This window comes from Rhodanobacter soli (assembly GCF_039523495.1).
Classification (GTDB): domain Bacteria; phylum Pseudomonadota; class Gammaproteobacteria; order Xanthomonadales; family Rhodanobacteraceae; genus Rhodanobacter; species Rhodanobacter soli.
This window is the reverse complement of sequence record NZ_BAAAFK010000001.1, coordinates 194,532-220,678: the sequence shown is the minus strand read 5'-3', so window position 1 is coordinate 220,678 and position 26,147 is coordinate 194,532. Positions and strand designations below refer to the sequence as shown.

Annotated in this window: 24 protein-coding genes; 5 read left to right on the top strand and 19 right to left on the bottom strand. The window is 68.1% G+C overall.

The genetic code is table 11. The features are described 5' to 3' along the window. Nucleotides 1-36 precede the first annotated feature (36 nt). Both ABD024_RS01025 and ABD024_RS01020 read right to left on the bottom strand, forming a co-directional pair. The gene (locus ABD024_RS01025) at nt 37-1,788 is read right to left on the bottom strand and encodes an ATP-binding cassette domain-containing protein (RefSeq protein WP_343848790.1); all 1,752 of its coding nucleotides are present in this window, start codon (nt 1,786-1,788) and stop codon (nt 37-39) included. 63 nt (nt 1,789-1,851) lie between these two features. Further along, nucleotides 1,852-2,877 (bottom strand): serine kinase, encoded by a 1,026-nt coding sequence (locus tag ABD024_RS01020; protein WP_343848788.1) that lies wholly within the window; start codon nt 2,875-2,877, stop codon nt 1,852-1,854. A gap of 240 nt (nt 2,878-3,117) precedes the next feature. Between ABD024_RS01020 and ABD024_RS01015 the strand changes: the two genes are divergently transcribed. The 5 genes from ABD024_RS01015 (at nt 3,118) to ABD024_RS00995 (ending at nt 9,196) form a co-directional block, all read left to right on the top strand. Continuing rightward, nucleotides 3,118-4,596: a B12-binding domain-containing radical SAM protein gene (locus ABD024_RS01015; protein ID WP_343848786.1), complete on the top strand. Its 1,479-nt coding sequence runs from the start codon at nt 3,118-3,120 to the stop codon at nt 4,594-4,596. A gap of 7 nt (nt 4,597-4,603) precedes the next feature. Next, nucleotides 4,604-5,848 carry a nucleotidyltransferase family protein gene (locus tag ABD024_RS01010; protein ID WP_343848784.1) on the top strand — a complete coding sequence of 415 codons (1,245 nt, stop codon included), beginning with the start codon at nt 4,604-4,606 and terminating at the stop codon, nt 5,846-5,848. Between the two features lie 92 nt (nt 5,849-5,940). Further along, the gene (locus ABD024_RS01005; protein ID WP_343848782.1) at nt 5,941-6,570 is read left to right on the top strand and encodes a class I SAM-dependent methyltransferase; all 630 of its coding nucleotides are present in this window, start codon (nt 5,941-5,943) and stop codon (nt 6,568-6,570) included. A 28-nt stretch (nt 6,571-6,598) separates the two neighbouring features. After that, nucleotides 6,599-7,495 carry a flavin reductase gene (locus ABD024_RS01000; protein WP_343848780.1) on the top strand — a complete coding sequence of 299 codons (897 nt, stop codon included), beginning with the start codon at nt 6,599-6,601 and terminating at the stop codon, nt 7,493-7,495. A 351-nt stretch (nt 7,496-7,846) separates the two neighbouring features. Beyond that, nucleotides 7,847-9,196 (top strand): AAA family ATPase, encoded by a 1,350-nt coding sequence (locus ABD024_RS00995; RefSeq protein WP_343848778.1) that lies wholly within the window; start codon nt 7,847-7,849, stop codon nt 9,194-9,196. 185 nt (nt 9,197-9,381) lie between these two features. Here the strand turns inward: ABD024_RS00995 and ABD024_RS16280 are convergent, their stop codons facing one another. The 17 genes from ABD024_RS16280 to ABD024_RS00915 form a co-directional block, all read right to left on the bottom strand. Beyond that, entirely contained in the window at nt 9,382-9,606 is a 225-nt protein-coding gene (locus ABD024_RS16280; protein ID WP_425543105.1) for a helix-turn-helix transcriptional regulator, read from the bottom strand. Between the two features lie 334 nt (nt 9,607-9,940). Further along, nucleotides 9,941-11,080 carry an acyltransferase family protein gene (locus ABD024_RS00990; protein ID WP_343848776.1) on the bottom strand — a complete coding sequence of 380 codons (1,140 nt, stop codon included), beginning with the start codon at nt 11,078-11,080 and terminating at the stop codon, nt 9,941-9,943. Continuing rightward, nucleotides 11,077-12,183 (bottom strand): glycosyltransferase family 4 protein, encoded by a 1,107-nt coding sequence (locus ABD024_RS00985; RefSeq protein WP_343848774.1) that lies wholly within the window; start codon nt 12,181-12,183, stop codon nt 11,077-11,079. The genes ABD024_RS00990 and ABD024_RS00985 overlap by 4 nt, the downstream gene beginning before the upstream one ends. Beyond that, nucleotides 12,180-13,304, bottom strand: a complete 1,125-nt coding sequence (locus ABD024_RS00980) for a glycosyltransferase family 4 protein (RefSeq protein WP_343848772.1) — start codon at nt 13,302-13,304, stop codon at nt 12,180-12,182. The genes ABD024_RS00985 and ABD024_RS00980 overlap by 4 nt, the downstream gene beginning before the upstream one ends. A 4-nt stretch (nt 13,305-13,308) precedes the next feature. Further along, nucleotides 13,309-14,823 carry a B12-binding domain-containing radical SAM protein gene (locus ABD024_RS00975; RefSeq protein ID WP_343848770.1) on the bottom strand — a complete coding sequence of 505 codons (1,515 nt, stop codon included), beginning with the start codon at nt 14,821-14,823 and terminating at the stop codon, nt 13,309-13,311. 24 nt (nt 14,824-14,847) lie between these two features. After that, entirely contained in the window at nt 14,848-15,546 is a 699-nt protein-coding gene (locus ABD024_RS00970; RefSeq protein WP_343848768.1) for a class I SAM-dependent methyltransferase, read from the bottom strand. Beyond that, nucleotides 15,546-16,778 carry an amidohydrolase family protein gene (locus ABD024_RS00965; protein ID WP_343848766.1) on the bottom strand — a complete coding sequence of 411 codons (1,233 nt, stop codon included), beginning with the start codon at nt 16,776-16,778 and terminating at the stop codon, nt 15,546-15,548. Before ABD024_RS00965 ends, ABD024_RS00970 begins: the two co-directional genes overlap by 1 nt. Before the next feature lie 3 nt (nt 16,779-16,781). After that, nucleotides 16,782-17,591: a class I SAM-dependent methyltransferase gene (locus ABD024_RS00960; protein ID WP_343854395.1), complete on the bottom strand. Its 810-nt coding sequence runs from the start codon at nt 17,589-17,591 to the stop codon at nt 16,782-16,784. Nucleotides 17,592-17,811: 220 nt separating this feature from the next. Beyond that, the gene (locus tag ABD024_RS00955) at nt 17,812-18,654 is read right to left on the bottom strand and encodes a Wzz/FepE/Etk N-terminal domain-containing protein (RefSeq protein WP_343848764.1); all 843 of its coding nucleotides are present in this window, start codon (nt 18,652-18,654) and stop codon (nt 17,812-17,814) included. Then, entirely contained in the window at nt 18,641-19,819 is a 1,179-nt protein-coding gene (locus ABD024_RS00950; RefSeq protein ID WP_343848762.1) for a hypothetical protein, read from the bottom strand. The genes ABD024_RS00955 and ABD024_RS00950 overlap by 14 nt, the downstream gene beginning before the upstream one ends. Continuing rightward, nucleotides 19,816-20,760, bottom strand: a complete 945-nt coding sequence (locus ABD024_RS00945) for a glycosyltransferase family 2 protein (protein WP_343848760.1) — start codon at nt 20,758-20,760, stop codon at nt 19,816-19,818. Before ABD024_RS00945 ends, ABD024_RS00950 begins: the two co-directional genes overlap by 4 nt. A gap of 2 nt (nt 20,761-20,762) precedes the next feature. Beyond that, on the bottom strand, nt 20,763-22,013 hold the full coding sequence (locus ABD024_RS00940) for an O-antigen translocase (protein WP_343848758.1): 1,251 nt from the start codon (nt 22,011-22,013) through the stop codon (nt 20,763-20,765). Beyond that, entirely contained in the window at nt 22,010-23,137 is a 1,128-nt protein-coding gene (locus tag ABD024_RS00935) for a DegT/DnrJ/EryC1/StrS family aminotransferase (RefSeq protein WP_343854391.1), read from the bottom strand. The genes ABD024_RS00940 and ABD024_RS00935 overlap by 4 nt, the downstream gene beginning before the upstream one ends. A gap of 14 nt (nt 23,138-23,151) precedes the next feature. Next, nucleotides 23,152-24,084: a GNAT family N-acetyltransferase gene (locus tag ABD024_RS00930; RefSeq protein WP_343848756.1), complete on the bottom strand. Its 933-nt coding sequence runs from the start codon at nt 24,082-24,084 to the stop codon at nt 23,152-23,154. Then, on the bottom strand, nt 24,071-25,018 hold the full coding sequence (locus tag ABD024_RS00925; protein WP_343848754.1) for a glycoside hydrolase family protein: 948 nt from the start codon (nt 25,016-25,018) through the stop codon (nt 24,071-24,073). Before ABD024_RS00925 ends, ABD024_RS00930 begins: the two co-directional genes overlap by 14 nt. A 7-nt stretch (nt 25,019-25,025) precedes the next feature. After that, nucleotides 25,026-25,691, bottom strand: a complete 666-nt coding sequence (locus tag ABD024_RS00920) for an acetyltransferase (RefSeq protein WP_343848752.1) — start codon at nt 25,689-25,691, stop codon at nt 25,026-25,028. Next, the gene (locus tag ABD024_RS00915) at nt 25,676-26,113 is read right to left on the bottom strand and encodes a sugar 3,4-ketoisomerase (protein ID WP_343854387.1); all 438 of its coding nucleotides are present in this window, start codon (nt 26,111-26,113) and stop codon (nt 25,676-25,678) included. Before ABD024_RS00915 ends, ABD024_RS00920 begins: the two co-directional genes overlap by 16 nt. Between the last annotated feature and the right edge of the window lie 34 nt (nt 26,114-26,147).

Genomic DNA, 26,147 nt, shown 5'->3' with positions numbered 1-26,147 from the left:
AATTGAGTTCCGCCGCGGGTGAAGGGCCGGCGATGCCTACTCGCTGCGCGCGGACGACCCGGCCAGCACCGCCGTGCGCACCGGCCTTCCGGCCACCGTGGTGACGAGGTCGTTGCCGATGGTCAGGCACTGGTCGGCGATCGCGGCCACGCCGGGTCGGTGCGACACGACAAGCAGGATGGTCTGCGGCAGGCGGCGCCTGATTGTCGCGAGGACCGCGGTCTCGGAGGCGGCGTCGAGCGCGCTGGTGGCCTCGTCCAGCACGGCCAGGAACGGCCGGCGCAGGATGACCTGGGCCAGCAGCAGGCGCTGCAGTTCGCCGCCGGAGAGTCGGCTCGACGCGCTGTGCAGTGCGGTGTCGAGCCCGTGCGGCGAGTCGGCCAGCCGCTTGTCGAGACCGACGTCGACCAGCGCGCTGTGCAACATCGCGTCGGTGGCGTCGGGTGCCGCCCACAACAGGCATTCGCGCACGGAGTGCTGCCACGGCCGCACGTTCTGGCTGACGTAGGCACCATGGCGCACCAGCTCGCGGTACGCGTCGAAGTCGATCGAGTGCCCGTCGAGGTGCGCCACGAACACCTCGGGCGCCATCATGCCGGCCAGCACGTCGACCAGGCTGCTCTTGCCGATGCCGGAGTCGCCGCAGATCAGGGTCAGCTCGCCCGGCACCAGCATCAGCTCGCCGACCTCGAGCCCGCTGGGCGGCGGCGTCAGCCGCATCCGCTCGATGCGCAGCGTGCCGCCTGACGTGCTGCCGAGCGACGGCGCCGCGGACGGGCGCACCGGCGCCAGCCCCACGTAGCGCTGCCACAGTTCGAAGGCCGGCGCGGCCGAACGCAGCTGCTGAAAGCTCTGCCGCGTCGTCACCAAGTAGGGCAGCAAGCGTCCGAGCAGCAGGCACACTGCGATCAGCGAGGCCTGGTCGACCCCATGCCAGCGATGCGCGAGCACGAACAGCGCGGCGATCCCGGCCGCCGCCAGCAGCTCGAGCATCAGCCGCCCGGACGCCACCAGCTCCAGCTGGCGCCGGTAGCCGTGGCACAGCCGGGCGGAAATGGCGCCGTAACTCGCCTTCTCCGCCGCCTCGCGCTCGAACGAACGGACGTGGCGCAGGCGCCGCGGAAAATCCTCGCTGTGCCAGAACAGCCGGGTCATGTCGGCGACGTACTGCCGACCGACCAGCGCTTGCTCGCGGCCGTACGCGCGCGACGCCAGCAGGCCGAGCCCCACCAGCAACGGCGTCGCCAGCATCAGCGGCGGCGAAACCCAGAACGCGAAACCCAGGCTGACGGCGGCGCTGATGCCGGCGATCAGCAGTTGCTGCAGGGCGCTGAAGCCCTGCACGATGATCTCGACGTTGTGGGTGAGCACGTTGGCGATTTCCGCCGACGTCGCCTCCGCCAGCGAGGTCAGTGGCGCATCGATCAGGCGTGCGTGCACCGCGCGGCGCAGGTGCATGCCGTAGCGGCCGACCAGGCGTGCGCCCATCCGCGCCGCCTGCCAGCGCAGCAGGGCAAAGGCAGCGGTCGCGGCGGCGAAGATGGCGGCCTGCAGCTCGACGCTGCGGCGCGGGTCGAGCAGCGCGCCGCCGAACGGCAGCGTCTGCCCCGGCTGCACCAGCGGCACCAGCAGCAGGGCCGCGAGGCTGCCGGCGAACGCCGCGCCCAGCGACAACGCGACGTACGCAACCGTCTCCACCCGCTCGATGCCGGTGAGCGTGCGCGCCAGCGAGCGCAGCAGATCCTGCGCACTATCGCCCGTCGCTGGTGCCGGCCCGGAATTTCGCATGGTGGTAAGTGCGATGTGCGGTGGAAAAGGTTGTGCCGGTACCGTCGCCGGTGATCGCGGGCATCAGTCGAGCAGCTGCAGCAGCGCGTCCACGGCGGCCCGCGGATGGTGCCCGCGGCGCAACTGATGAACCCCCTGCCGGCTCAGTTGCTGCTCGAAGCGATGCCAGCCCGGCTGGCCGGCCGCATACGGCTGGCCGGCGGCGAGCCGCGCGGCAATTTCGCTCTCCGCTATCGGGCTCAACAGGACTTCAGGATCGTCGGCCGGCTGGCTGGAAACGAAGACTGCGCCGGCCAACTGCAGTGGCGCCGCGGCCAGCCGGCCAGGGCCCTGCCGCAGGTCAGCTTCGAATTTCTCGACGCCGCTGCGGCGGCGGATGACCGGCGCCTGGCTGATCCAGCGGCGGATCTCCGCGTCGTCGACGAAGCGCAGCGCATCGGCCTGCACGTGCACGTAGTTGGCGACGCCGGTGGCGAGCAGGCTTTCCGGCTGCACGAAGACCGCGTCTTCGGCGAGAAAGTCCAGGCCCTGCAGCAGGCTGTGCAAGGCAAGCGTCGACTTGCCCGAGCCGCTGGCCCCCAGCAGCAGGATGCCGCGCCCCTCTCGGCCCACGCAGGCACCGTGCAGCGGCACCAGGCCCAGTCCGCGCGTGGCCAGGGTGAATACGGCGAATTCGATGAGTTCGTAGCGCAGGTGGTAGGGGCGATCGAGCATGTCCGCGGAAGCCACCACCAGCGCCTGGCGTTGCGCGGGCGCCAGCACCACGTAGTTCGACGCGTCCATCACGCCGCAGAGCAGGCCGGCCCCGGACTGCATCTGCACCGGCGGCGGCTCGGCAGCAGGCGGCGCGGCGCGGCGCGGCGGCAGCAGGCGCAGCTCGATGCGGAACTCCGGCGCGGCCGGCGGCAGGCGGTGCGACGGCAGGCCGGCGTAGGCGGCATCGACCAGGTCCAGCAGCGCCGCGCTGGCGCTTTCGAAGCGGAAAGACCCGCCCATGATCTGCTTGCACAGCGAAACGTGCCGGCGCGAGCGCTCGCCAAACGGGTCGGACGCGGTGGCTTGGGCGCCGTGGTGTGGGTTCAGGGTCATCGTCGCCGATCGCGGGTTTCAACCGCGGTTGATGGCAGCGCGCCGCGCAGTGCGAACACGCTGAACGGTAAGTGCGGCTTCGGCGGACAAAGGTTGTACCGGGCAGCTGCCCGCGGCCCGAATATTTTTGCCGCACGAGGCAACCGAAGGCCCACACCGGGGCACTTACGTCCAGGCAGCGTCGAGCGGCGGCGCGCGGCCGCGGCCTGTCCCCATGGTTACGATCGAGGCTATTCCGAGATGCTGAGGATTCACGTCGGCCACTCCTACTTCCTGCGGTTCGACCCGAAGCAGTGGGAGCGCGGCAAGCCGTATCCCCCGCTCGCCACGATCCAGGTCGCCGCGCTGCTGCGGCAGATGGGGCACACGGTCAGCCTATTCGACGCGATGCTTGCCGACGGCGTCGAGGACTTCGAGGCCTCCCTGCAAACCACCCGGCCTGACGTGGTGGTGCTCTACGAAGACAACTTCAACTTCTTGACCAAGATGTGCCTGGGCCGCATGCGCGAGGCAGCCTGCCAGATGATCGCCGCGGCACGTGCCGGCGGCGCCCGGGTGATCGTCGCCGGCTCCGACGCCTCCGACCATCCGGACGCCTTTCTCGCCGCGGGCGCGCACGCCGTGCTGGTGGGCGAAGGCATCGCCGCATTGGCCGAACTGATCGGGCGGTTGCAGCGCCATCCGGAGGCCGACGGCGACGGCTGGGCGGCCGGCCTCGGTGGCGTCGCCACCCTGGTCGACGGGCAGACCCAGCTGACCCGGCTTGGCGCGCTGCCGCCGGACCCGCGGCTGGTCGGCCACCCCGCCTGGGACCTGGTCGACATCGAACGCTACCGCGCGATGTGGCACGAACGGCATGGCTACTTCAGCCTCAACATGGCGGCGTCGCGCGGCTGCCCGTTCCGCTGCAATTGGTGCGCCAAGCCGATCTGGGGCAACCACTACAACCAGCGCAGCGCCGAGGACGTGGCTGCGGAGATGAGCTACCTGAAACGGACGTTCCAGCCGGACCACATCTGGCTGGCGGACGACATCTTCGGCTTCCGCGTCGACTGGGTAACGCAGTTCGCCGCGCACCTGCACGCCGCCGATGGACCGGTGCCGTTCACCATCCAGACCCGCGCCGACCTGATCAGCGAGCGCATGGCTGCCGCGCTAGGCGAAGCCGGCTGCGCGGAGGCATGGATCGGCGCGGAAAGCGGCAGCCAGCGCGTGCTGGACGCGATGAACAAGGGCACCAAGGTCGCCGACCTCGTCACTGCCCGCGCCCGACTGGGCGAACACGGCATCCGCGTGGGCTTCTTCATCCAGCTGGGCTATCTGGGCGAGCAGCTGGACGATCTGCTGGCCACCCGCGAGCTGATCGCGCAGGCCGCGCCGGACGACATCGGCGTGAGCGTGTCGTACCCGCTGCCGGGCACGAAGTTCTACGAGCAGGTCAAGGCCCAGCTGGGCCCGAAGACGCACTGGCAGGACAGCGGCGACCTGGCCATGATGTTCCGCGGCGCCTACGACTCGGACTTCTACCGCCGCGTGCGCGACCTGCTGCACGAGCAGGTCGCGATTCAGCAATCGGAGCCCGCCGGACAGGCGGAACGCCGCGCCGTACTCGACGCGCAATGGGCGGCGCTGATCGCCCGCGAGGGCGCGCACCGCAACCGGAACGCCACGTCGTTGCCGCCCGTGCCGACGCGGCACATCGCCCTGCCGCTGTACTGAGCGCACCATGCTGCCGCCACTGAGGATCGTCCGGCATGGCCTGCGCCGCATCACCGAGGCGTTCGCCGCGGAACTGGCCGGGCCGGGCCGCGCCACGCCGGCATGGAGCGAACTGGAATGGCGGCTGGCCACCGCCGTCGCCGTCGTGCACGGCGTGTCGCCGCTGCTGTGCCATTGCTGCGCGTGGAAGCACGAGTCCTGGCGGCGCTTCCTGGAAAGCCAGCGCGACCACGTCGAGCTGCGCCATCGGCGCATCGCCGCGCTGCTGCAACGCATCGACGCCGGTGCCCGCGCCGCCGGACTGGCGGTGGTGCCGCTGAAGGGCTCGGCGCTGCACGCGCTGGGCATCTACACGCCGGGCGAACGGCCGATGGCCGACATCGACCTGCTGGTGCGCGAGGACGATGCCGCCGCGGCGATCGAACTGCTGCTGCAGCTCGGCTACGTGGAGTCATTCGCGCAGTGGAAGCACCGGGTGTTCAAGCCGGCCACCGGCCAGCCCTACGCCGGGCTGGGCGAGCATCGCGACACGCCGGTCAACATCGAGCTGCATACCCGCATCCAGGAGCGGCTGCCGGTGTCTGCCGTCGACATCACCGCACGGATCTGTCCGCGCGAGCCCCGACCCGGCCTGAACGACTATCCATCGAACGGCGCCCTGATGAGCCACCTGCTGCTGCACGCGGCCGGCAACATGTGCGGGCGCAGCCTGCGCCTGCTGCACCTGCACGACATCGCGCGGCTGGCTATGCGGCTGTCCGCCAGCGACTGGGAGGTGTTGTGGGCCGACGCCGGCGCGCCGCCGTGGTGGGCGCTGCCGCCGCTGCGGCTGGCCGCGCGCCACTACCCGGAAGCGATCCCCGCCGCCGTACTGGCGCGGCTCGCACGCACCTGTCCGCTGCTGCTGCGCTCCGTCTCGCGCCGGCAAAGCCTGACCCAGGTGTCGTGCTCGGAACTGTGGCTGCACGCGTTCGCCGGGATCGAATGGTCGCGCTCCCTCGGCGAAGCCGGTCGTTACCTCAGGAATCGCGTGCGCCCACCCGATGACGCGCGCAAGGAGCGCGCCGACATGGCGCGTACCCAGCTCTGGCTGCAGGGACAAGGCTGGGTCACCGCGCCGCATCGCCGCCGCGTGCTGACCTGGCTAACCCGGCCGGTGCCGCGGATGGACATGCTGTACGCGGTGCGCGCGGCACTGGAGCCGCTCGCTCCCGAGACGAGCAAGAAACTCACGCTGGTCGTTTCGCGATAGGGTCGGGAGTTCGTGCAGTTGAGTGATGCGCCGGCACCGGGCTACGGCGACAGGGCATCGGGCAACGGGTTCGTCAGCGAGGTGGTGACGACATGCATACCGGAGCGCAGTACCACGAATTCATGCTGAGCTCGCCGCGGGACCGGGCGGTGCGCGACAGGTTCCAGAAGATGGCGCTGGACCTGCTGCCCGCGGGCGCGGACGTGCTCGACTTCGGTGCCGGCACCGGCATCGACGCCAAGGCGTATGCCGCCAACGGCCACCTGACCTTCGTGTACGAACCCGCGCCAGCGATGCGCGAGTACCTGGCGCGGTACTGCCGCGAGGAAATCGCCCGCAAGACCATAGTCGCGGTGGCGTCGCCGCTCGCGTGCAAGGCGCAGGCGGTCACGGCGAACTTCGCGGTGCTCAACCATTTCGCGGATCACGCCGCGCTCTTCGAGGAGTTGTCGCGCGTGGTCCGCCAGGGCGGCTTTGTCCTGGCCAGCATGCTCAACCCCTATTACCTCGGCGACGCGCGTTACGGCTGGTGGCGGGCGAACGTCATGAACCTCCTGCGCAGCGGCCGCTACGCCATCGAAAGCGAAAGCCGCATTCATCGCTTCGCACCACGCGTCGTGGTGCGGGCGGCAGCACCGTATTTCCGGCTGGAACGGCTCGTGCCGCGTGGTCTCGGACTGGCCGTCCAGCTCTACATGTTCCTGCTGTTCCGGCAGATCTGACATGTGGAAAGATTGGATTAGGCCGTTCGTGCGCCCCCTGCCGCAATGGTCCGTGGTGGCCGTGGCGCCGCCACAGCAGGCGGTCACCGCCACCTTGCGCTGGGACGGCCAATCAGCGGATGTCACCGCGGACCACACCGTGGCTTCGCTCAAGCCGCTCGTGATCGCGACCAGTCTGGATGCCGGCCAACGCCCCGAACTCGAGTACCGCGACAGCGCGACAGGAAGGCTGCTCGGCGTTTTGCGCCTGGCGCGGACCACGTCAGTCGCGATCGAAAACACATCGCTCACGCTCTACCACGTCGCCGCGGGCGAACACCGCTGCCTCGGCTGGCCGCGGCGCCCGTGGAACGCGTGGCTGCAGAACCGCCTGATGCGGAAGAGCCGCGTGTCGAACCACTTGAACATGGAACCCGCGGTGGCACAGCAGCTGATGATCGCCTACCTGTGCCCGCGGCCGGTCGTCCTCGTCTCCGTCGACGCGCCAGGCCACCACAACATCTTCCCGATGGACCTGATCGGTCCGCTGGAACGCAGCGGACTTTTCTCGCTCGCGCTGCGCAGCACCAACGTCTCCGTGCCGACCATGCGCGACGTGCGCCGGGTGGCCCTGTCCGGCATCCCGGCGACGATGAAGGCGGTCGTCTACAAGCTTGCCGAGCATCACAAGCAGCCACTAGCGGGCTGGGATGCGCTTCCGTTTCCGGTGCGACCGTCGCGGGAATTCGGCATACCCGCCGTTGCCGCGGCGCTGCACATCCGGGAATTGGCCATCGTGCACAGCCAGGAGATCGGCTCGCACACGCTGTTCCTTGGCCGTATCGTTTCTAACGAAAACCTGGCGGAGGGTACCCAGCTGCATCACACAGCCGGCTTTCACCAGGCGTGGCGCCGGCGGCAGGGCATGCCGTTTGCGGAGGTCTAGTTCGGCTGACCAGCGGCGCAGCATCACGCTTCGGGGGTACGGTGCATGCGCCGGGACATCGGGATCGTTGCACCGATCCGGCATGATCGGATCGCCGGTGGAGGCGATAAGGCGCGAGCGTCAACCTAGGGGCTGCTTCCGACCCTGAGCGGTCGCTCGTAGGCAGTCTGCCCTAGGAAGGTTCGTCAGAAGGGTTCGTACAACTGGAGAGGGCCGCGGCGCGATTGTGAGAAGCGGCTGAGAGGGACGATGCCGCAGCTATTACAGTGACCTAGGAAAACGAAAGTTAGCTCGTCCGCTACTGCTCTGCAGCTAGCATGTATCGTCATACCTCGGAACAGGGAGCGCAGAATGATCAAAGGAATCCACGATCTCACCATGCACCAGTTCGCCAACGAGCTGAACAGCGTGGCGTCGCACTCCGCGCCAATCGATCAGGTCAATCACCTGAAGGGGCGCAGCGAGCAGGTCGGTATCGTCAGGCAGGCGATTTACACAAAAGGCCAGCATGTTTTCATTTTCGGTGAACGAGGCGTAGGGAAGACATCGCTGGCGAAAACGGCCGGCCTCGCTACGATAGAGCACGAAAATTTCAAGCAGTTCGGCTGCAACTCGCAGTCGACCTTCGATTCAATCATCCGGCCCGTGGTGGAGGCGTTCGCTCCAAAGAAACTCGCAGAAATTCAGAAGAAAAGTGGCCTCGGCATAAACCACATATTCACTGCAGGTGCTAGTAAGCAGGAGACCTACGCAGCACAAGCCCGCCTAGACGTGTCTTGGACGGCTGATGTCCTCGCGTCCCTAGACAACGACCTTAAGAACACGATTCGTGTCGTCGTTATCGACGAGGTGGACAGGATCCAATCGAAGGACGCCCTTCGCGACCTTGCTGAGCTAGTGAAGCTGCTGGGAGATAGAGGGGCACTGATCACTTTCATCTTTACGGGAGTCGGGGCAGATCTCGATGAGATTCTGGGGGCTCACCAGTCCTCATTTCGACAATTCGCTCAAGTGAAGCTGGAGCGCATCGCTTTCCAGGCAGCGCTCGACATCATTGACGATGTCCTTGAACGATTCGGCTTGAAATGGGACCAAGAGCCCACCCGAACTGCTAGGTTCCGGGTAGCCAGCATCGCCAATGGATTCCCCTACTACGTACACCTAGTGGTCGCGAAGCTGCTCTATGCCATCTATGACGATAAGGCTGCCGAAGAATCGACGCTGGACCATCTCCGATCAGCGATCACCGCCGCTGTAGCTGGCGCTCAGGAAGAAATTCGCAAGCCGTACGATAGAGCCATCCGCGGTCGCAACGATACATACAAACATGCGGTTTGGGCGACTGCCGATTCATGGGACCTGGAGAGAACTACAAGCCATATCTACGCGTCGTATCAAGGCTTGTGCGAACGCCTAGACACTAACCCGATTGATCAAAAACGGCTCGTGCAACGTCTCAACACGTTGAAGCGCGACACCCATGGACCGCTGCTAACCAAAGCGTTTCGCGCCGGCCAGTACAAGTTCTGTGAAAACATCATTCGAGGGTACGTGCGGTTGTGCGCATCTGCTGAAGGCATAGAACTCCAGGACCTGAGTCCTCAAGACACAACCACCGTTGCCCACTCGACTATCCGGCACCAGCGCTACATCGATCCTCGGACTCTTGGTGGTCGACCAGCCACACTCAGCCGGGGTTAGCCATATCAGGGCTATGCCGAGCTGCGCAGGTAGCCTGCATAGCGGCGATGATCCGTGGGATTAGGAGGCCGACCGCTGGATAACGAAATGCTGTCTGGGGGGCGTGGAGTGCGTTGCCAGAATCGAATAGGGCGTGGATGACGATTACCGGGGTAATGCGGTTGCACGCTGCTAAGCAGTCAGCGTTACCGCCTCTGCCTACCAGCCTTCTGTTCGCCTCCCTCAGTCCTGTCGCCGCGTAGGCGCATTTTATTAACTAACTTCATCGCCTCTGAAAGTTCGCCCGGCTTCTTTCCCTGCTCTACAGCAGAGTAATACCCTTGACTCACCTTCAGTCTTTCGGCCACCTCCGCCTGTGTCAGTCGCTTCTGCAACCGCATCTCTCGCAGTGTCTCTGCCTTCGTTGCCATCGCCATCTCCAGTCGTTAGTGAACGAAATACAAAATATTACAAAATGCTGCTAAATGCAATAATCAAAGCTAACGGAGAGGCTTTTGGCAAAGGCTGACCGCCTCGCCGCTGGCTATCTCTAACTTTGAACGGTAGCTTCTGGCCGATAGCTACCGCTCGAACTCAGCGATCAGCACGGCGGCGCGCCGATCACGACCTGCAGGTCCCGGCGAGCCCGCGACGCCTTTCACTCGCCCGCCGCAACCAACCGCAGATACAGCGCCTCGAACGCCCGCGCGGTGTGGTCGGCGTCTTCGCGGATCGCCCGGCACTGTGCCAAGAACGGGGTCAGGTTCACTTATTCAGGCTGTCAGGCTGGAAGTGAACCTGACCCTGTAAACCATTTTTCACGCGTGCAGGCGGCCCGCTGCCGCGTCGCAACCTTCTGCGCAGACGAACGAAGGGGCGCTCGATCAGGAAATACGATGCCAGCGCTGCGAGGAAAACGAGCATCAGGTTCTGTGGAAATGCGTTCGTCCACGCGCTGGATCGGTGATCGAGGAAAGGCAATTGCCACAGATACAGCGAGTAGCTCAGCACGCCGAGAAATACCGCGGGCCTACAGTTCAGGAAGCGTCCGACCCACGAACCCGCATGACGCGTGCTCGACTCGATCAGCAACGCGATGCACACGTTCATCACCGGCGACCCCAGCAGGATCGCCGCGGTATGGCTGCCCATGCGATTGATCAGCAACGTCAGCGGTATTGCCAGCACCAGCCAGGGACTGGCGGTCAGGCGCAGGTACCACATCTGGGTCAGCAACCATGGCCGCAGCAGAGCCAAGGCACAACCCGCGGCCAAGTAATCGAACATCGCGGGAAAGCTCGTCAGCATGCCGTTGAGCGCATGGGGATCGACATGGAATATCCATTCGCGGATGGCCACGCGCACCAACGGACCGGTGAAGATCGCCGCGACGGCGACGATCAAGGCGCGACGTCCACGCAAGGCAAGCAACGTCAGCGGCCACAGGAGGTAAAACTGCTCCTCGATGGACAGCGACCATAGATGCCCAATCTGCAAGGCGCGGTTCGGCTCGACATTGACCGTGTAGGTGAGGGCGTAGGCAAAATCCCGGCCGGTCAGGTGCACTGCGCCCGACAGCGTCGCGATGGCCATGACCAGAATGAACGCGTAGAACGCGGGGAAGATGCGCACGATCCGGCGCAAGTAGAACCGCTTCAGCGAGATGGCCCCCGTCGTCTCGCGCTCGCTCATCAGCAACGTAGTGATGAGGAAGCCGGAAATCACGAAGAACACCAGCACGCCGAGGTGGGCGACGTCGCCGCACCAGCGGCCGTATGCCGCGACCGAGACGGGAAAGTTCCGCGTGCCGCTGAGGTGTCCGTAGCACACCATCAGGATCGAGATCGCCCGGATGCCATCCAGTGACGGAATGCGGGTACCGGTTGAGCTCGTGGCGCCGTTCATGCGCGCGCAGCGAGCAACCGCAGATACAGCGCCTCGAACGCGCGCGCAGTGTGGTCCGCGTCTTCGCGGATCGCCCGACACTGTGCGGCGGCGGCCAATCGCAGTCGCAGCGCCTCGTCCGCCAGCACGCGGCTGATCGCGCCCGCCAGGGCGGCCCAGTCGCCGACCGGCACGGCCAGCGCGGCCGCCGGCGTCCACTCCGCCAAGTGGCCGACCGCGGTGCCGACCGTCGGCACGCCGGCCACCGCCGCTTCCAGCAGCACCAGCGGGCCGGCCTCGTGCAGCGAGGACAGCACCAGCAGGTCGGCCGACTCCATCATCGGGCGCAGCTCGCGCTGCGTCTTGAAGCCATGGAAGCGGACGTGATCCTCCAGCCCCAGCTGGCAGGCCAGCTGCTCCATCTCGCCGTGCAGGGTGTCCACGCCGACGATGTCCATCCGGAAATCCAGCCCCGCCTTGGCCAGCGCCGCCAGCGCGCGCAGCAGGGTCGGCTGGTCCTTCACCCGGTTGAGGCTGGCGACGTGGATCAGCCGCGCCGGCCCCGCGCCGCGCCCGTGCGGAGCCAGCGGCGACCACCCGCGCAGGTCGACGCCGAGCGGTACGCGCCGGGCTTTCAGGCCGAGCGCGGCCAGCGCATCGATGATCGGCGTGCTGGCCGCGGTGATCGCATCGGCGCCGCGCAGCACCACCGCTTCGCGCAGCCGCCCTTTCCATTTGCGCCGGCCGCCGTAGCCGATCGCATGCAGCGCGACCAGCTCGCCGCCGGCGACATGCACCAGGCTCGGTCGCCGCAACAGCTTCGCCGCGGCGACGGCGACCAGGCTGCAGGAACCGGAGAAAATCGCCTGGACCAGGTCGAACGGCGCGCGGCGATGCTCGGCGCGGATCGCCGCGATCGCGCGCAGCCGCGTCCAGCCGTCGCCGATGTTGTGCACGGTGGCGCCGGCGAGTTCCCAGCGACCGGCCACCGCTTCCTGGTGCAGCGCGAAGACATGCACTTCGTGCGCGCGCGCCAGCCGCCCGATCAGCGCCAGCAGGACCGGGATCACGCGGAACTCGCCGCTGCGATCCACCCCGCCCGGCACCACCAGCGCGAGTTTCATCCTGCCCTCCACTGCCGGTCGTCGAGCAGCTGCGCATAGGCCTCGGCCCAGCGACGGCCCAGCGCGGCGAACGACAGCGTGGCGTCGAAGTGGGCGCGCACCTGCGCCGGCGATGGCCGGTTCGCCGCGACATCGACCAGCGCCTCGGCCAGCTGCGCAGCGTCGCCGCAGGGCCACAGGCGGCCGACGCGACCGTCGCCGGTCAGCGCGCGGAATGCGGGGATGTCGGTGACCACCGGCGCCACGCCGCAGGCCAGCGCCTCCAGCAGCGAGTAGCCACAACCCTCGGCATGGCTGCCGGCGACGAACAGGTCCGCGGCCCGCATCAGCGTCTCGATCCGCGCGTGCGGCACCTTGCCGAGCAGGTGCACGCGCCCGACCAGCCGCGGATCGTGCTCGATGCGCTGCTGCACCACGTCGAGCAGCGGCGCGTTGGCGAACACGCACCACAGCTGCAGGCCGGGCAACCGCTGCACGGCGCGGGCCACGCCGTCGAGCACCGCCAGCGGGTCCTTGCCGGCGTTCAGATGGCCGACCCACAGCACGCAGGGGTCGCCGTGCAGGCCGGTCTCGGCGCGCGCGCGGGCACGGTCGCCCGGCGTGAAGCGACTGCTGGATTCGGGTATCGCGAACAGCCGCGTGCGCGGCGCGAACAGGCCGGCGCGCGTGAACGGCTGCGCCAGTTCGGCGGCGGTGAAGGCGATGCCCGCGGCCGCTCCGTACCAGCGCCGCCACCACGGCCGCCGCCACCGGCGCGGCGGCCGGTCGGCGTGGTCCTGGATCACGATCGGCAGCTGCGGCAGCTGTCGCGCCAGGGCGAACGCGTCCGCGGCGAAGCCCAGGCTATGCAGGTGCAGCACATCGGGCCGGATCTCGCCCAGCACCTCGGCGAGGCGACGCGTCCGCTCCGCGCCGGGCACCGCGACGAAGCGGTAGTCGATGCCGTTGCGCAGCACGCGCTCCGGGCGCGTCGCCAGCTGGACCACCGACACGCGGATGCCGGCGCTGGCCACCGCTTCGGCCACATTGGCCAGCGTGGGCCACTGCTCGAAGACGTCGGCCGAGGCGAGGCCCGCCGGCACCGGCAGGAAATTGATCTGCGCCACGTGCACGGCCGGCATCGGCCTAGAGGCCCGATACCTGCGGCATGCGCAGGCGCACCAGCCGGTTTGCCAGGTTCAATTCCCACGGCCGGTCGTACTTGCGGAAGCGGTAGCGCCACCCGGCCATCGCGCTCAGGTTGCGCTTGGCCCACGGCGGCGCACGCAGGTCCTGCACCGTGGGGTAGCGGCAGCGCAGCACGGTGACGAAGTCGTTGATGCGATGGCGCAGCTTGTCGGTGAGCCACGGCGCATCGACGTGGCAGGCGTAGTTGACCCAGCGCGGCTGGGTCCACTCGTCCGGCGTGGTGGGGAACACCACCGGTTCGCCGTCGAGGTCGAGCAGCGGCGCGCCCGGCCGCTTGCTGCGGTCCTTCTCGTGGCGGCTGTGCTCCGGCAGCGGTGTGTAGACGTAGATGACGATCTCCGTCTGCGGGTTGATCCGCTTCAGCTCGCGGATGAACTCGAAGGTGCGCTCGGTCTCTTCCTCGGTGTTCTCCGGCGGCGCGACCATGAACGACAGCTCGGGGATCACCCCGTAGCGGCGGCACTGTTCGACCACCGCCAGGGTCTGGTCCGGGCGCGTGCCCTTGCGGATGTCGTGCAGCATCTGGTCGCTGGGCGATTCCGCGCCGATGTAGGCCATGCGCAGCCGGCTCTTGCGCACCAGCTCCCACGAACGCTCCGACAGCTTCAGCAGCGCGTCCGCGCGGGCGAAGCACCACCACGGCAGTTCGAACCGGGCCATGACTTCGAGCAGCGGCACCATGTCCGCCTCGCGGTCGAAGAAGTTGTGGTCGAAGTACTGCACCGAATCGGCGCCCAGCTCATGCTTGAGATAGCTCAGCTCGCGTTCGAGCCGCGCGGCGGCCGGCAGGAAGGTCGCGCCGCCGAACATCGCGGCCACGCCGCAGAAGGTGCAGTGATAGCGGCAGCCGATCGCCGCCTGGTGCGCGACGGTGCGCTGGCCGAGGTAGGTGCGTGCCAGGTAGCGGTGCGGATCGCCGAGCTTGTCGTAGGGCAGCAACCCCGCGGGGTCGTTGCGCATGATGCGGCGAGCCGGGTTGTGCACCACCGTGCCGGCGTTTTTCCAGGACAGCCCGGCGATCTGTTCCAGGGCGGGGCCGGCGTGGCCACTGAGCGTGGCGACCAGCTCCGACAAGGTGTCCTCGCCCTGCGCGCGGACCGCGTAGTCGACGTAGGGCGCGGCCAGCGTCGCGTCCGTGTGCAGGGTCGGGAAGTAGCCGCCCCAGATGATCGGCAGCGCCGGAATGCGCGCGCGGATCGCCTGCGACACGGCGATCGCCGGCGCCACCTGCGGGCCGCCCATCACGCCGATGCCGACCGCGTCGAAGCGGTCTTCTTCCAGCGCGCGCAAGGTGTCGTTGACGAAGTCGCGGTCCACGTTGCCGTCGATGATGCGGCTGCTGCCGCTGCGGTCCAGCGCCGCCGCCAGGTGCAGCAGCGCCAGCGGGAACCGCGCGCTCGTACGCGAGGTGATGGTGGGGTTGATCAGCAAGGTGCGCGGTGGATGGGTCATGGGGAGGCCTGGGAGCAAGTGGAATCAAGGCGCCCGGCGCAGCTGGAACACCAGCGCGACGGGAACCTCCAGTGCCATGCGGTCGAAGTGCGAGCCGGCGGGAATGTCGACCGGATCGAGCATGGGTTCCAGCACCTGCTCGATGCGCAGCCCGAGTCCGGCGCAGGCGGCATGCCAATGGCTGTACAGGTGCTGGGTATGCCGCACGGCGTAGCGCCGGCCGCCGGACTTGAAGTCGCGCCGCCAGCCGAGCGCATGCCCGATCGGATGCACGTCGCTGCACAACAGCGTGCCGCCGGGCCGGGTCACCCGGCGCAGCTCGGCCAGCGACTGCTCAAGGTCGTCGAGGTGTCCGACGACCAGGCCGCACACGGTCAGGTCCGCCCGCGCATCCGGCACCGGCAGCGCCGCCAGGCTGCCTTGCACCAGCGCGACCGTCGCGCCGGCATGCAGTGCACCCAGTTCCGCGCTGGCGCGTTCCAGCATCTGCGGCGAAAGATCCACCCCGGTCACGCGCGCTGCGCCGCGACGCAGTGCATGCAGCATGTAACGTCCACTGCCGCAGCCGGCGTCGAGCACGGCCTGCCCACGCAGCGTGTCCGGCATCAGTCCGAGCATCGCGCGCTCCTCGGCCCGCATCACCGGATTGTGCGCATGCGCCGGATAGCTGGTCGCCCACAGCATGTAGGCCTCGCGCGGTTCGAGGATCGGCTGGCGGGACATCAGTAGCACCTGGCTTCGATGGTGGTGTCGCGCGCGCGCTCGTTGCGCCCGGCGACCCGTTCGAGCCCGGGCTCGAGCGCGAGCAGCGAGGGCTCGGCCAGCGACTTGGCCAGCAACTTCGGCTTGCCGTCCAGCGTCACCGGCACGGCGTCCACGCCGGTGGCCGCGAACCATTCGGCGAAATCGGGATCGGCGATGCGCGGCACGCCGTCGCGCACCACGGCGCGGATGTCGCTGCGCTGGATACCCGTCAGGCTGCTCTCCGCGGTGCCGCCGCGGTCCTCGACGATCACCAGGTCCGCCCGCGTGCCCGGCGCGAGGCTGCCGCGCGAGGGCAGACGCAGGATGCGCGCGGCGTCGGTGGTGGCCAGCCCCAGCAGCTGCCGCGGGCTGAGCTCGCCGCGGACGGCAGCTCCGCGCATTTCATCGAGCAGGTCGCGCGCACCGCTGAGTCGCGAGTCGCTGCCCAGCGCGAGGCGCCCGGCCGCGCACAGCCGCCGCGGATCCAGCGAGCGCCCGAGCAGGGTGTGGTTGCTGGTCGGACACCAGATCACCGCCGCGCCGCTGGCGATCACCCGATCGATGTCGCGCTCGCGCAGGCCCACGCCGTGGACCAACACGCTGTTCGCCGCCAGGCAGCCGAGTCGATCCAGCTGATCGAGTTCCGCCTGCGCCGTCGCGTCGGTACCCTCGGCCAGGTGGATCAGCCAGGGATGGTCGGCGGGCGTGGCGGCAAAGCTCGACACCACCGGCGGCCCGTAACCGGGCCAGCCCAGTGCGTAGCTCCAGCCGTAATCGCGCAGCAGGGCGACCGGAAAATCCGTCGCGTCGAGCGCCGCATGCCAGGGGTCGTGATGCGCCACGCAGGTGGTGCCGGCGAGCAGGTTCTTCAGTGCCCCGTGGCGCAGCCGCAGTGCCTTCGATACCTGCAGCGCGGCGACGACGGCCGGTTCCTTGAAGTGCGCCTGGAACGCCGCGATCCAGGCGTAACTGTTGGGAAACGGCGCCTCGGCGCGCAGTGGCGGTACGGCGTTGACGTGCAGATGCTCGTGCGCGTTGATCAGACCGGGGAAGATCAGATGGTCGTGCAGGTCGATCCGCCAGGCCCGCGCGGCCAGCGAGGAGCCGATCCGTCCGCCCCGGATCGGCAGCGGTGCACGCGAAGCGCCAGCAGGCGTGACCGAAATCGCGCGGCACAGGCTGATATCCAACGCGGCCTGGAGAACGTCCATGGCTCAGCGCCGCCGCATCACGATCAGGAAGTGATCGCCCATGTCGCGCAGCAACGGCAGCGCGCCGAAGCGGTCGTCGAGCCAGCCCAGCCGCTCGCACCAGCGGCGGTGGCGGCGGTAGTAGTCCACCAGATAGGGCGGCGGCATGAACAGGCTCAGCGCGCGGTAGCCGACCAGCGAAAAGTGTCCGGCGAAGGCGCGGTAGAACTCGCGCGGCAGGTAGTAACTGGTCCAGATCGTGTGGTGGTTCATGCCCACCGCGGTCGCGCCGCGCGCCGCGCGCACGCCGGCCCGCCTGAAGCGGCCGCGCAGCGCGTAGTGCCCCAATTCCCATGGACAGATCCGGCCCATTACCGAAAACACCAGCCAGCCGCCGGGGCGCAGCAGGCGCGCGCATTCGGCCGCCACGGCGCCGAGGTCCGGCGCGCAGTTCAGCGGGCCGAAGTTCGAATAGATGCCGTCGAACGTGTCGTCGAGCCGGTCGAGCTGCTGGATGCCGAGATGGATGGCGCTGACATGGGACTGCAGATCCTCGGCGACGGCGCGTGCCCGCGTGCGCTCGACCATCTGCGGCGACCAGTCGCTGGCGACGACCTGGTGGCCGCGCCGCGCGAATTCGAGCGCGTCGATGCCGGTGCCGCAGCCCAGGTCGAGCAGGCGCGCGGCGGTCGGGAACTCATCGTGCACGGTGTCCCACAGGGCCAGCCGCATGCGCTGGATCAGTTCGTTGTTGCCGCGCGGGCCGTCGTAGTCGGCCGCGACGCTGTCGAAGGCGCGCTGCGTGTCGAGCAGCTGCGCCTCGTCCAGCGACATGCCACCGCGCGGCCGGCGAACGTCCGGCGGGGGCGCGGCCAGGTTTCCGGTCTCAAATGTGTGCTGCCCGTTCATGTCGATCCTGCTCCACCGGAAGGCTGCCCGTGATTCGCCACGACGCCCGGAACCCACTGCCGGCCGGTCCCGGCATCTCCACGGCCTGCCGGGTGAGTGCCGCTCCGGACTGCTTTGGTTGAATGCCCCGGCTGGCGAAGGCTGGCTACCCCCGCGCAGACCGCCGCGCGACGTTTCTCGCCAGGGCCGCGGACGAGCCCAGGAAAAGCCCCAGCAGCAGGCCGATGCCATAGGTCAGCTCGGGGTTCGGGAACGCCTGTTTGTCGGGGACGTAGACCGGCCACATCAGCGATGTTTCATAGGTATAGGTGGGGCCGAGGCGCTCGACGAGATCGCTCCGCGCCTGCTGCAAGCTGCGGATCTCCTCGTTCTTGTTGGCCAGCAGCAGGCTGGCCAGCATCGGGTTCGCCACGTCCCTGCCGCCCGCCTCGCCCCTGTTTCCCGGCGCGGCGGCCTGCTGATAGCGGGCGCGATCGGCCTGCGCGGTCTGCAGGTCGGACTCGATCTGGGCGAGGCGCGCGCGCGCCGATTTCAGCGGCGCCTCTTCCAGGCCCCGGTGGATCGCGCGCAGCCGGGCGACCGTCGCCGCGGCGAGCTCGCTGGCCTGCTGGCGGGAGTAGCCCCGCACGGTCAACTTGACCAGCGAACCCGCGTAGAGCATCGGCTCCAGTTTCAGGCTGTTGCGGTAAAGCTGGGCCACCGCCGACGTCTTCGCATAACCGGCGCTTGCCAGCACCTCGTTCTTGAACGGCACCAGTTGCAGCCGCTCGGTGACGCGCTGCAGCGGTTCGACTTTCGGATCCTGGCCCGCCGGCACCTGCCCGATCTGTGCGATCTGGATCCACGCGGCAGCCTCCCACTGGCGCTTCACCAGGTGCGCGAAGGCGTAGGTGCAGACCAGGGTCAACACCAGCACCAGCACGAACCACGTCCATTCACGGGTGAAGATCCGCCACAGGTCGATCAGATAGATTTCATCGTGTTCCATGGTTCGGTACTCGCTGGAGAGAGGGTGAAGACGGGGTGGGCGCGGCGGCCGCTGCCTTGCGGTTCGGCAGCCATGCCGCCATGACCGGCAGGAACAGGCAGATGCCGATGAAGCCGGCGTTGGTCCAGGTGAAGGCCTGCGGCGCGAACGGCGACATCACGCAGACGTAGGAGACGCGCAGGAACATCAGCAGTGAAAACAGCGGCACCGTCGGGCGCAGACGCTGCACGCTCCACTGCAGCATCGCGTACAGCGCGAACACCGCGAGCGCCGCGCCGAACGGGCCGAACGCCATCAGGAAGGGAAAGAACTCGGTGCCCACGTTAATGTTCGACGCATCCAGCGGGATGCTCGTCCCGGCCGTCACCACCGAGCCATGCAGCGGCACCAGCTGGTTGATGAGGAAGTCGGCGTTGGCATAGTCCTTGGCCAGGATCGAACTGAAGTTGTAGGGCCCCGCGCTGACGTACAGCAGCAGCCATTTGATGCCCTGCGGCGCGGCGTGGTACATCGCGCTGAACGGCAGCGTGATGTGCTCCAGTGGCCCCGAGCGCAATATGCCGAGGATCGAGAAGATGCTGCTGCCGGCGAGCGCCAGGCCAAGCAGGGTCTTCCACGGCAACGGCCTGGCCTCGTCCCGGCGCAGCACCAGCACCAGCGCAAACGAGAAGAAGGTGGCGAACAGCCGGTTGCGATCGATCACCAGCACCGGGAACACGAAGCCGATCGCGATGAGCGCGATGCGCAACCGCCGGCTCCTGGCGCAGAGCAGTCCGATCGGCGGCAGCACCCAGCACATGTCCGAAACGTGCCGGACATGCGCACGACCGCCATCCATCACGGCATACGCCGACGGCTTGTCGAACAGCGGGATCGGAAACAGCGTGAGATCGAGCAGGCAGAACAGCACGATCAGCCCGGCCAGTGCCAGCGCGAGGAACGCCTCGCGGGTGCCGGCGTAGTCGCGCGCGCGGAACCGCGCGAATTCCGGCAGCCGCACGCCCGTCTGCACGTCGAACAGGATGATGGCCGCCGCGAGCACGACCAGCAGCAGCAGGCCTTCCAGGTAGTCGGGGGAAAGATCGTAGGTGAGCCAGGTCAGCGCGCAGGCGAACAGGATCGGCAGGCCGAGCCAGGTGGAAGGAAGGCGCAGCAGTCGTTTCATGTCCCCTCCACGCCGTGGCCCGTCGATGGCGGCCTTGCCCTCGCCGCGACGACCAGCGACAGGTAAGCCGCCATGTGCAGCAGCAGCGGCCCCGGCTTCCGCTCCAGGAAGGAAATCTTGGCGCCGATGTAATGCGACTGCGCCCGCAGCAAGGTGCGGTAGGGCTCGTCGAACAGGCTGGTCCGGCGCAGCGCGATGTGCCGCGACTCGATGAGGTTGCTGACGCGGGTTTCGGCGTGCCGCGTCCGGCTCAGGTTCGCCTCGTGCATGCGGTAGGCGCAGACGCTGACGTCGACGAAGCCGAGCGCATCGCGCGCGGCCAGGCGCAGGAACAGGTCCCAGTCCTCGATGCGCAGCCCTTCGCTCCAGCGGTCGACGGTGTCGAGTGCGCTGCTGCGGATCAGCGCGACCGGCCCGCCGATGGCCCACTGCCGGATCACGGCGCGACGGATGCCGTCGTCGGAGCGGTACAGGTTCTTGTTGGCGCCATGCAGGTCGCACATGCCGCTGTCGTGCAGCTTCCTGCCGTCCTGGTCGACCACGATCGAATCGCCGATCACCGCGCCCTTGCCCGGATGCGCCTGCAGGTAGCGGACCTGGGCGTCGAGGCCGCCGGGCAGCAGATAGTCGTCACTGGCGCCCGGGCGCAGGAACTCGCCGTTCGCACGCGCCGCCAGTTCGTTGAGGGTCGCCGCGATGCCGCGGTTCTCCCGCTGCACGTACTCGATCGGAATGTCCATGCAATGCGTCGCCACCCAGTCGGCGATCCGCGTGCCGGTGCGGTCGGTCGAGCCGTCATCGATGATGATCAGCTCCTTCGCCGGGTACGGGTCTTCCAGCACGCTGTCCAGGCAGCGCCGCACGAAACGCTCGTGGTTGTACGCCGGGATGAGCACGGAAACCAGCGGCAGCGCCGTGCCTTTCGATGCGTCGGACGCCATCGTCACAGCCCCCCCAGGTAATGCCGCACGACCAGCACGTTGAACACGAGGTAGCCGAGGTAGTTGGCCGCGAAGGCGTACATCGCGCCGACCAGGCCGAAGTGCGCGGTGAACACGTAGACCAGCGCCAGATAGCTGGCCGCAAACACGCACTCGGAGATCACGAACAGCCGCGTCATGGCCTTGGCCAGCATCACGTAGGAAAGAATGAAGGAGGCGATCTTGATGACGTCGCCTACCAGCTGCGGTCCGTACAACGCGTTGGCGGGCGCGAAGTCCGTGCTGAACAGCAGGCGCGTCACCCAGTCCCGCAGCACATACACCGCCGCCGCCAGCACGACGACCACGGGCAGGATGTAGCGGTACGCATTGCGCAGCTCGGCCACCAGCGAGGCGCGTTCCCCGATCGATGCCAGCTTGGGCAGGTAATAGATGTTGATGGCCGCGGTAAGGAACAGCAGGTAGGCATCCGACACCTTGCTCACCGCCTGCCAGTAGCCAACCTGCTGCCAGCCGAGCTGCAGCGCGAGATGATCGCGCACCGCGATATTCACCAGCGGCGACACCAGGGCAGCGGTAAGCGTCATCACCGAAAAGGCCGCCAGCCGCAAGGTCATTTCGCGGTCGAAACGCAGCCGCAGCATGCTGCGCTGGAAGTACGGGCTGCGCCACCACGCCGGTAGGCCGACGACGAGCCACAGCAGCTGGCTCACGATCAGGGCCAGCAAAGCGCCGTACAGATGCAGCCAGCGCGCCAGCCAGATCACCATCACGATGCTGAGCAGCGAGCCGAGCACCTGGATCAGCGCCAGCCGGCGCACGTCCATGAAGCCGTTGATCACGGCCAGGATGTAGTTGACCAGCGCGATGCCGAGCTGGGCCACCGCCAGCACGCGGATCAGGCCCGCATAACGGGGATCGTCCAGCAGCCATTGCGCCAGCTGCCGGCTGAACAGCAGCGCTAGGCAACCCATCAGGATGGAGGCGCACAGCGCGTACCACAGCGCGGCGGCCAGCAGGCGCGCCAGCCGCTGCGGATCGTGGCGGTACTCGGCGACGTACTTCACGATGCCGGCGCTGATGCCGCCGCCGGCGAGCACGGCCAGCAACGACATCAGGCTCATGAACTGGCCCAGCTTGCCCACGCCCTCGGGCCCGGCGAACCAGGCCACCAGCTTGATCACCACCAGCGCCGCCAGCAGCCGCGCCCCGGTGGCGATGGCGGAATAGAAGCCGGCGCGCACGATGTTCATGCCGGACACGCAAACGTGTTGCAGGCGGCGATCACGCGCTCTACCGCGTCCTCGCCCAGGGTCGGTCCCATCGGTAGGCTCAGCACCTCATCGTGCAGACGCTCGGTCAGCGGCAGCCGGACATCGTGCAGGGCCGGGTAGGCCGGCTGCCGGTGCGGCGGCACCGGGTAGTGCACCTGGCTGTGGATGCCGTGCGCCTGCAGGTGTCGCTGCAGCGCGTCGCGGTGGGGACAGCGCACCACGAACAGATGCCAGGCGTGCTGCTCCTCGTGCACCACCTGCGGCAGCCGGATCTGCGCATGGCGGATGCCGTCGCGATAGCGCCGCGCCACGCGGCGGCGCCAGGCAACGTCCTCGTCGAGATGGCGCAGCTTCACCCGCAGCAGCGCCGCCTGCAGCTCGTCGAGCCGCGAATTGACGCCCTGGAAAAGATGGTGGTACTTCACCTCGGAACCGTAGTTGCGCAGCGCCGCGACGCGCTGCGCCAGCCGCGCGTCGCCAGTCACCACCGCGCCGCCGTCGCCCAGCGCACCCAGGTTCTTGGCGGGGAAGAAGCTGAAGGCCGCCGCATCGCCGAACGCACCGGCCTTGCGGCCGTCGCTCGCCGCGCCATGCGCTTGCGCCGCGTCCTCGATCAGCAGCAGCTGGTGCCGCCTGGCCAGCGCCGCCAGCGCCGGCATGTCGGCCAGCTGGCCGTACAGGTGCACCGCCATGATCGCGCGCGTGCGCGGCCCGATCGCCGCCTCCACGCAGGCCGGGTCGAGGTTGAAGCTCAGCGGGTCGGGCTCCACCGGCACCGGCACCAGCCGGTTCTCGCTGACCGCGAGAAAGCTGGCAATGAAGGTATTGCCGGGCACGATGACCTCGTCGCCCTCGTCGAGCGCGCCGAGCTGCCGGTAGCCACGCAGGATCAGCGACAGCGCGTCCAGCCCGTTGCCCACGCCCACGGCGTGGGGCACGCCGCCATAGGCGGCGAACTCGCGCTCGAAAGCCGCCAGTTCCTCGCCCATGATGTACCAGCCCGAGTCGATCACCCGCGCGGCGGCCGCCTTCAGCTCGTCGGCATGGCGCGCGTTGATCGCCCGGACGTCGAGGAACGGGACGTCCGCCAATCCGGTTTCCATCGGCGCGCTGGCCATCACAGCGGCCACTCGTAGAAATCGTGCACCACGGCACGGGCGCCGAAGTATTCCTTCTGGGTGACCAGGCCGCCGTTGAGTACCCGCCCCTCCTGTTCGGTCGAGACGCCGAAGCTGAAATACGTCCGCTCCGCGTAGACGCCGCCGACCAGCTCCGCCAGCAGGAAGCTCAGCGCGCTCAGCCGTCGGCCTTCCTCCGAGACGGCCATGTACTGGGTGTGCACGGCCCTGCCGAAATCGTAGACGAGCACGCCCGCCAGCAAGGCGCCGTCGCGGCGCGCCTCGTGCAGCACGATGTGCTGCGGGAAGCGCGCCTGCAGCAGGCGCAGCTCCGCCAGGCTGTGGGTCGGCACGGTACCGTGCTTGCGCAACACGTCTGCCAGCAGCGCGTGGAAGTCCGCCGGATCGGTGTTGGTCTGCAGGCCGATGCCGGCCTTCCTGGCTTTGTTGACGGCGCGCTGGCGCCCCTGCGTGAAGTGGAACGCCTCGCGCAGCGCGATGGCCGAGGAGAGGTCGCGCCGCTGCAGCTGCGCGCCCAGCCGATGCAGGGCATACAGGTCCTCCTCGGCCGGATAAGCATGGAAGATGTGCGGCACCGCCCTGTAGAGCACGCGCTCCACGCCGAGCGCCCGGTAATGGTTGGCGATCTGCTCGAACACGGCCAGCGTCGATTCGGCGCGCAACGCGTGCGTGGTGATCAGCCCGGCATAGGTAAGGCCACCGTGGCTGGTCACCACGTTGTCCCGGATGTTCGCGGGAAACACCGCCACGGCCTCGCCGTGCCGCTCGACGATCAGCGACTGGTCGACGAAACGATCGGCGTGGTAATCCATGTAGCCGCGCCGATGCAGCAGGTTGCCGTTGCGGGAACGCGCGACCAGTGCGTCCCAGGTGTTCACGTCGGCGGCGGTGTAGGGCCTAACGCTGCACATCGCCATCACCGTCGCCATAGTCGGCTTCGGCCACGCCGAAGCCGTCCACGCCCATGTCGTTGCCGTTGTAGAACATCAGCAGCTTGTCGCGCTGGCGGATCAGCGCGGGATAGCAGAGCGTGCGCGAGTCCCAGCCGCTGGCCGACAGCGCGATGCCCAGCGTTTCGTCGTGGCGCTCCCACGCGATGCCGTCGTCACTGAAGGCGACGCCGGGAAAGTATTCGCCGGTGCGATTGCCGCGCGTGAAGTACATCACGTAGCGGCCGCCGAAGCGGTATACGCGCGGCCGGCCGATGCGGTACTCGCTGCCTTGCGGACGCAGGCAGACATGGTCCGCGCGCGGCATCGCCGCGAGGTCGGGCGTCTGCGCATGGCGGATGTGGTAGCGCGGAAACGGCTGGCCGCCGATGGTTTCCCAGTCGTCGCCCACCGCGTACCACAGGCGCCAGCGGCCGTTTTCGTACATGGCCGAATGCACCGCGCCGATGGTGCTGCGGCCGGGCGCGCGATCCAGGATCGGGGTTTCCTGCGTGCGCCGGAAGCTGTTGCCGCCGTCGCGGGAAATGGCCAGGCCGCTGAAGGCCAGGAACTTGGCCCGGGCCACGCGCTGGAAGCCGACATAGAACATGTGCAGGCCGCCCGGCGCGTCGACGAGGTCGCCCAGGATCATGCCGTTGTCGTCGAAGCAGCCGGGCCGGCCGATGTCGAGCACCGGCTCGGCGCTGACCCGCACGACCGTCGCGGGATCGTCCGCCCGCACGTCGACGTAGCCGATCCGGCTGACGCCATCGGCATCGCGGAATCCCGCGTAGACGCGGATGAGTTCGTCGTCGATCCGGTACGGCGTCGGCGTGAGCGCCGAGTGGCGCATCCAGCCGCCCACGCCCCGCCGCGCGGTTTCGAACACCAGGCCCTTCTTGGTCCATTCGAACATGCGCTCTTCAAAGCCTCACGTCGAGGCTCGAGCGGCCGTCAACTGCACGGGCCGGCGAGCCGACGTAGACCCGACCCGGCTCGGTATCGCGGGTGACCAGCGCACCGGCGCCGATCACGTTGTCGGGGGCGACTTTCACGTGATCGTTGAAGGTGCTGTTCACGCCGACGAAGCTGCTCTCGCCGATCTCGCAGTAACCCGAAATGACCGCATGCGAGGCGACGAACACGTTGTCGTGCACGACCGTGCGATGCCCCACGTGATTGCCGCTCCACAGAATGCAGTTGTTGCCGATGCGCACGAACGGCTGGATGACGTTGCCCTCGAAGATGAAGCTGTTCTCGCCCACCTCGGCATTGCGCCACACGAAGGCGCGCGAGCTGACGTACGTGGCGCAGCGGTAGCCGCGGCGCTTCGCATCCTGGTACAGGCGCGTGCGCAGCCGATTGAGCTGGCTGGCCGGCACGGCGACGAACACGTCGACGTCCGCCGGCGGGTAGTGCGCCTCCAGCGTTTCGTACGCCACCACCGGCCGGCCGGCCAGCAGCGGTTGCGCGAGATAATCGCGTTCGACGCTGAAAGCCACTACGTCATGCTCGCTGTCGTGTTCGAAATATTCGCAGGCGATCTGCGCGAACTCGCCCGCGCCGATGAGGACTAGAGGCTTTGGCATGCTGCCATGCCCTCCTGGTACACGGGGCCACGGACCTCGCGCAGGAATTCGGCATAGTCGGTGATGTAGTCGGCCGGGTCGTACAGATGGTCGGCCAGCACCATCAGCACGCAGTCCTCGCTGAAGTCATACAGCTCGCGCCACACCATGCTGCCGAGCTGCAGGCCGTACGAGGGGTCGTCGAGCACGACCTCCACCGGCCCGCTGCCGTCGTCCAGCAGGAAGGTGACGGAGCCGCGTACCGCCACCGCCAGCTGGTTGAGATGGCGGTGCGCGTGCCGGCCCCGATGCACGCCGTCGTGGGTGGCGAACAGGTAATACACGCGCCGGATCACGAAGGGCACGTTCCGATGCTGTTCCAAGGCGATCAGCATGCCGCGGCTGTCGCCATGCTTCTGCAACTGGATGCGTTCGATTTCCATGTTCCGGGCCAGGCGAGATTTCGAGGATGACCGA

Coding starts and splice junctions, on each gene's coding strand:
- ABD024_RS01025 (WP_343848790.1), bottom strand. CDS start 1,788: ATGCGAAATTCCGGGCCGGCACCAGCGACGGGCGATAGTGCGCAGGAT.
- ABD024_RS01020 (WP_343848788.1), bottom strand. CDS start 2,877: ATGACCCTGAACCCACACCACGGCGCCCAAGCCACCGCGTCCGACCCG.
- ABD024_RS01015 (WP_343848786.1), top strand. CDS start 3,118: ATGCTGAGGATTCACGTCGGCCACTCCTACTTCCTGCGGTTCGACCCG.
- ABD024_RS01010 (WP_343848784.1), top strand. CDS start 4,604: ATGCTGCCGCCACTGAGGATCGTCCGGCATGGCCTGCGCCGCATCACC.
- ABD024_RS01005 (WP_343848782.1), top strand. CDS start 5,941: ATGCATACCGGAGCGCAGTACCACGAATTCATGCTGAGCTCGCCGCGG.
- ABD024_RS00995 (WP_343848778.1), top strand. CDS start 7,847: ATGATCAAAGGAATCCACGATCTCACCATGCACCAGTTCGCCAACGAG.
- ABD024_RS16280 (WP_425543105.1), bottom strand. CDS start 9,606: ATGGCAACGAAGGCAGAGACACTGCGAGAGATGCGGTTGCAGAAGCGA.
- ABD024_RS00990 (WP_343848776.1), bottom strand. CDS start 11,080: ATGAACGGCGCCACGAGCTCAACCGGTACCCGCATTCCGTCACTGGAT.
- ABD024_RS00985 (WP_343848774.1), bottom strand. CDS start 12,183: ATGAAACTCGCGCTGGTGGTGCCGGGCGGGGTGGATCGCAGCGGCGAG.
- ABD024_RS00980 (WP_343848772.1), bottom strand. CDS start 13,304: ATGCCGGCCGTGCACGTGGCGCAGATCAATTTCCTGCCGGTGCCGGCG.
- ABD024_RS00975 (WP_343848770.1), bottom strand. CDS start 14,823: ATGACCCATCCACCGCGCACCTTGCTGATCAACCCCACCATCACCTCG.
- ABD024_RS00970 (WP_343848768.1), bottom strand. CDS start 15,546: ATGTCCCGCCAGCCGATCCTCGAACCGCGCGAGGCCTACATGCTGTGG.
- ABD024_RS00965 (WP_343848766.1), bottom strand. CDS start 16,778: ATGGACGTTCTCCAGGCCGCGTTGGATATCAGCCTGTGCCGCGCGATT.
- ABD024_RS00960 (WP_343854395.1), bottom strand. CDS start 17,591: ATGTCGCTGGACGAGGCGCAGCTGCTCGACACGCAGCGCGCCTTCGAC.
- ABD024_RS00955 (WP_343848764.1), bottom strand. CDS start 18,654: ATGGAACACGATGAAATCTATCTGATCGACCTGTGGCGGATCTTCACC.
- ABD024_RS00950 (WP_343848762.1), bottom strand. CDS start 19,819: ATGAAACGACTGCTGCGCCTTCCTTCCACCTGGCTCGGCCTGCCGATC.
- ABD024_RS00945 (WP_343848760.1), bottom strand. CDS start 20,760: ATGGCGTCCGACGCATCGAAAGGCACGGCGCTGCCGCTGGTTTCCGTG.
- ABD024_RS00940 (WP_343848758.1), bottom strand. CDS start 22,013: ATGAACATCGTGCGCGCCGGCTTCTATTCCGCCATCGCCACCGGGGCG.
- ABD024_RS00935 (WP_343854391.1), bottom strand. CDS start 23,137: ATGGAAACCGGATTGGCGGACGTCCCGTTCCTCGACGTCCGGGCGATC.
- ABD024_RS00930 (WP_343848756.1), bottom strand. CDS start 24,084: ATGTGCAGCGTTAGGCCCTACACCGCCGCCGACGTGAACACCTGGGAC.
- ABD024_RS00925 (WP_343848754.1), bottom strand. CDS start 25,018: ATGTTCGAATGGACCAAGAAGGGCCTGGTGTTCGAAACCGCGCGGCGG.
- ABD024_RS00920 (WP_343848752.1), bottom strand. CDS start 25,691: ATGCCAAAGCCTCTAGTCCTCATCGGCGCGGGCGAGTTCGCGCAGATC.
- ABD024_RS00915 (WP_343854387.1), bottom strand. CDS start 26,113: ATGGAAATCGAACGCATCCAGTTGCAGAAGCATGGCGACAGCCGCGGC.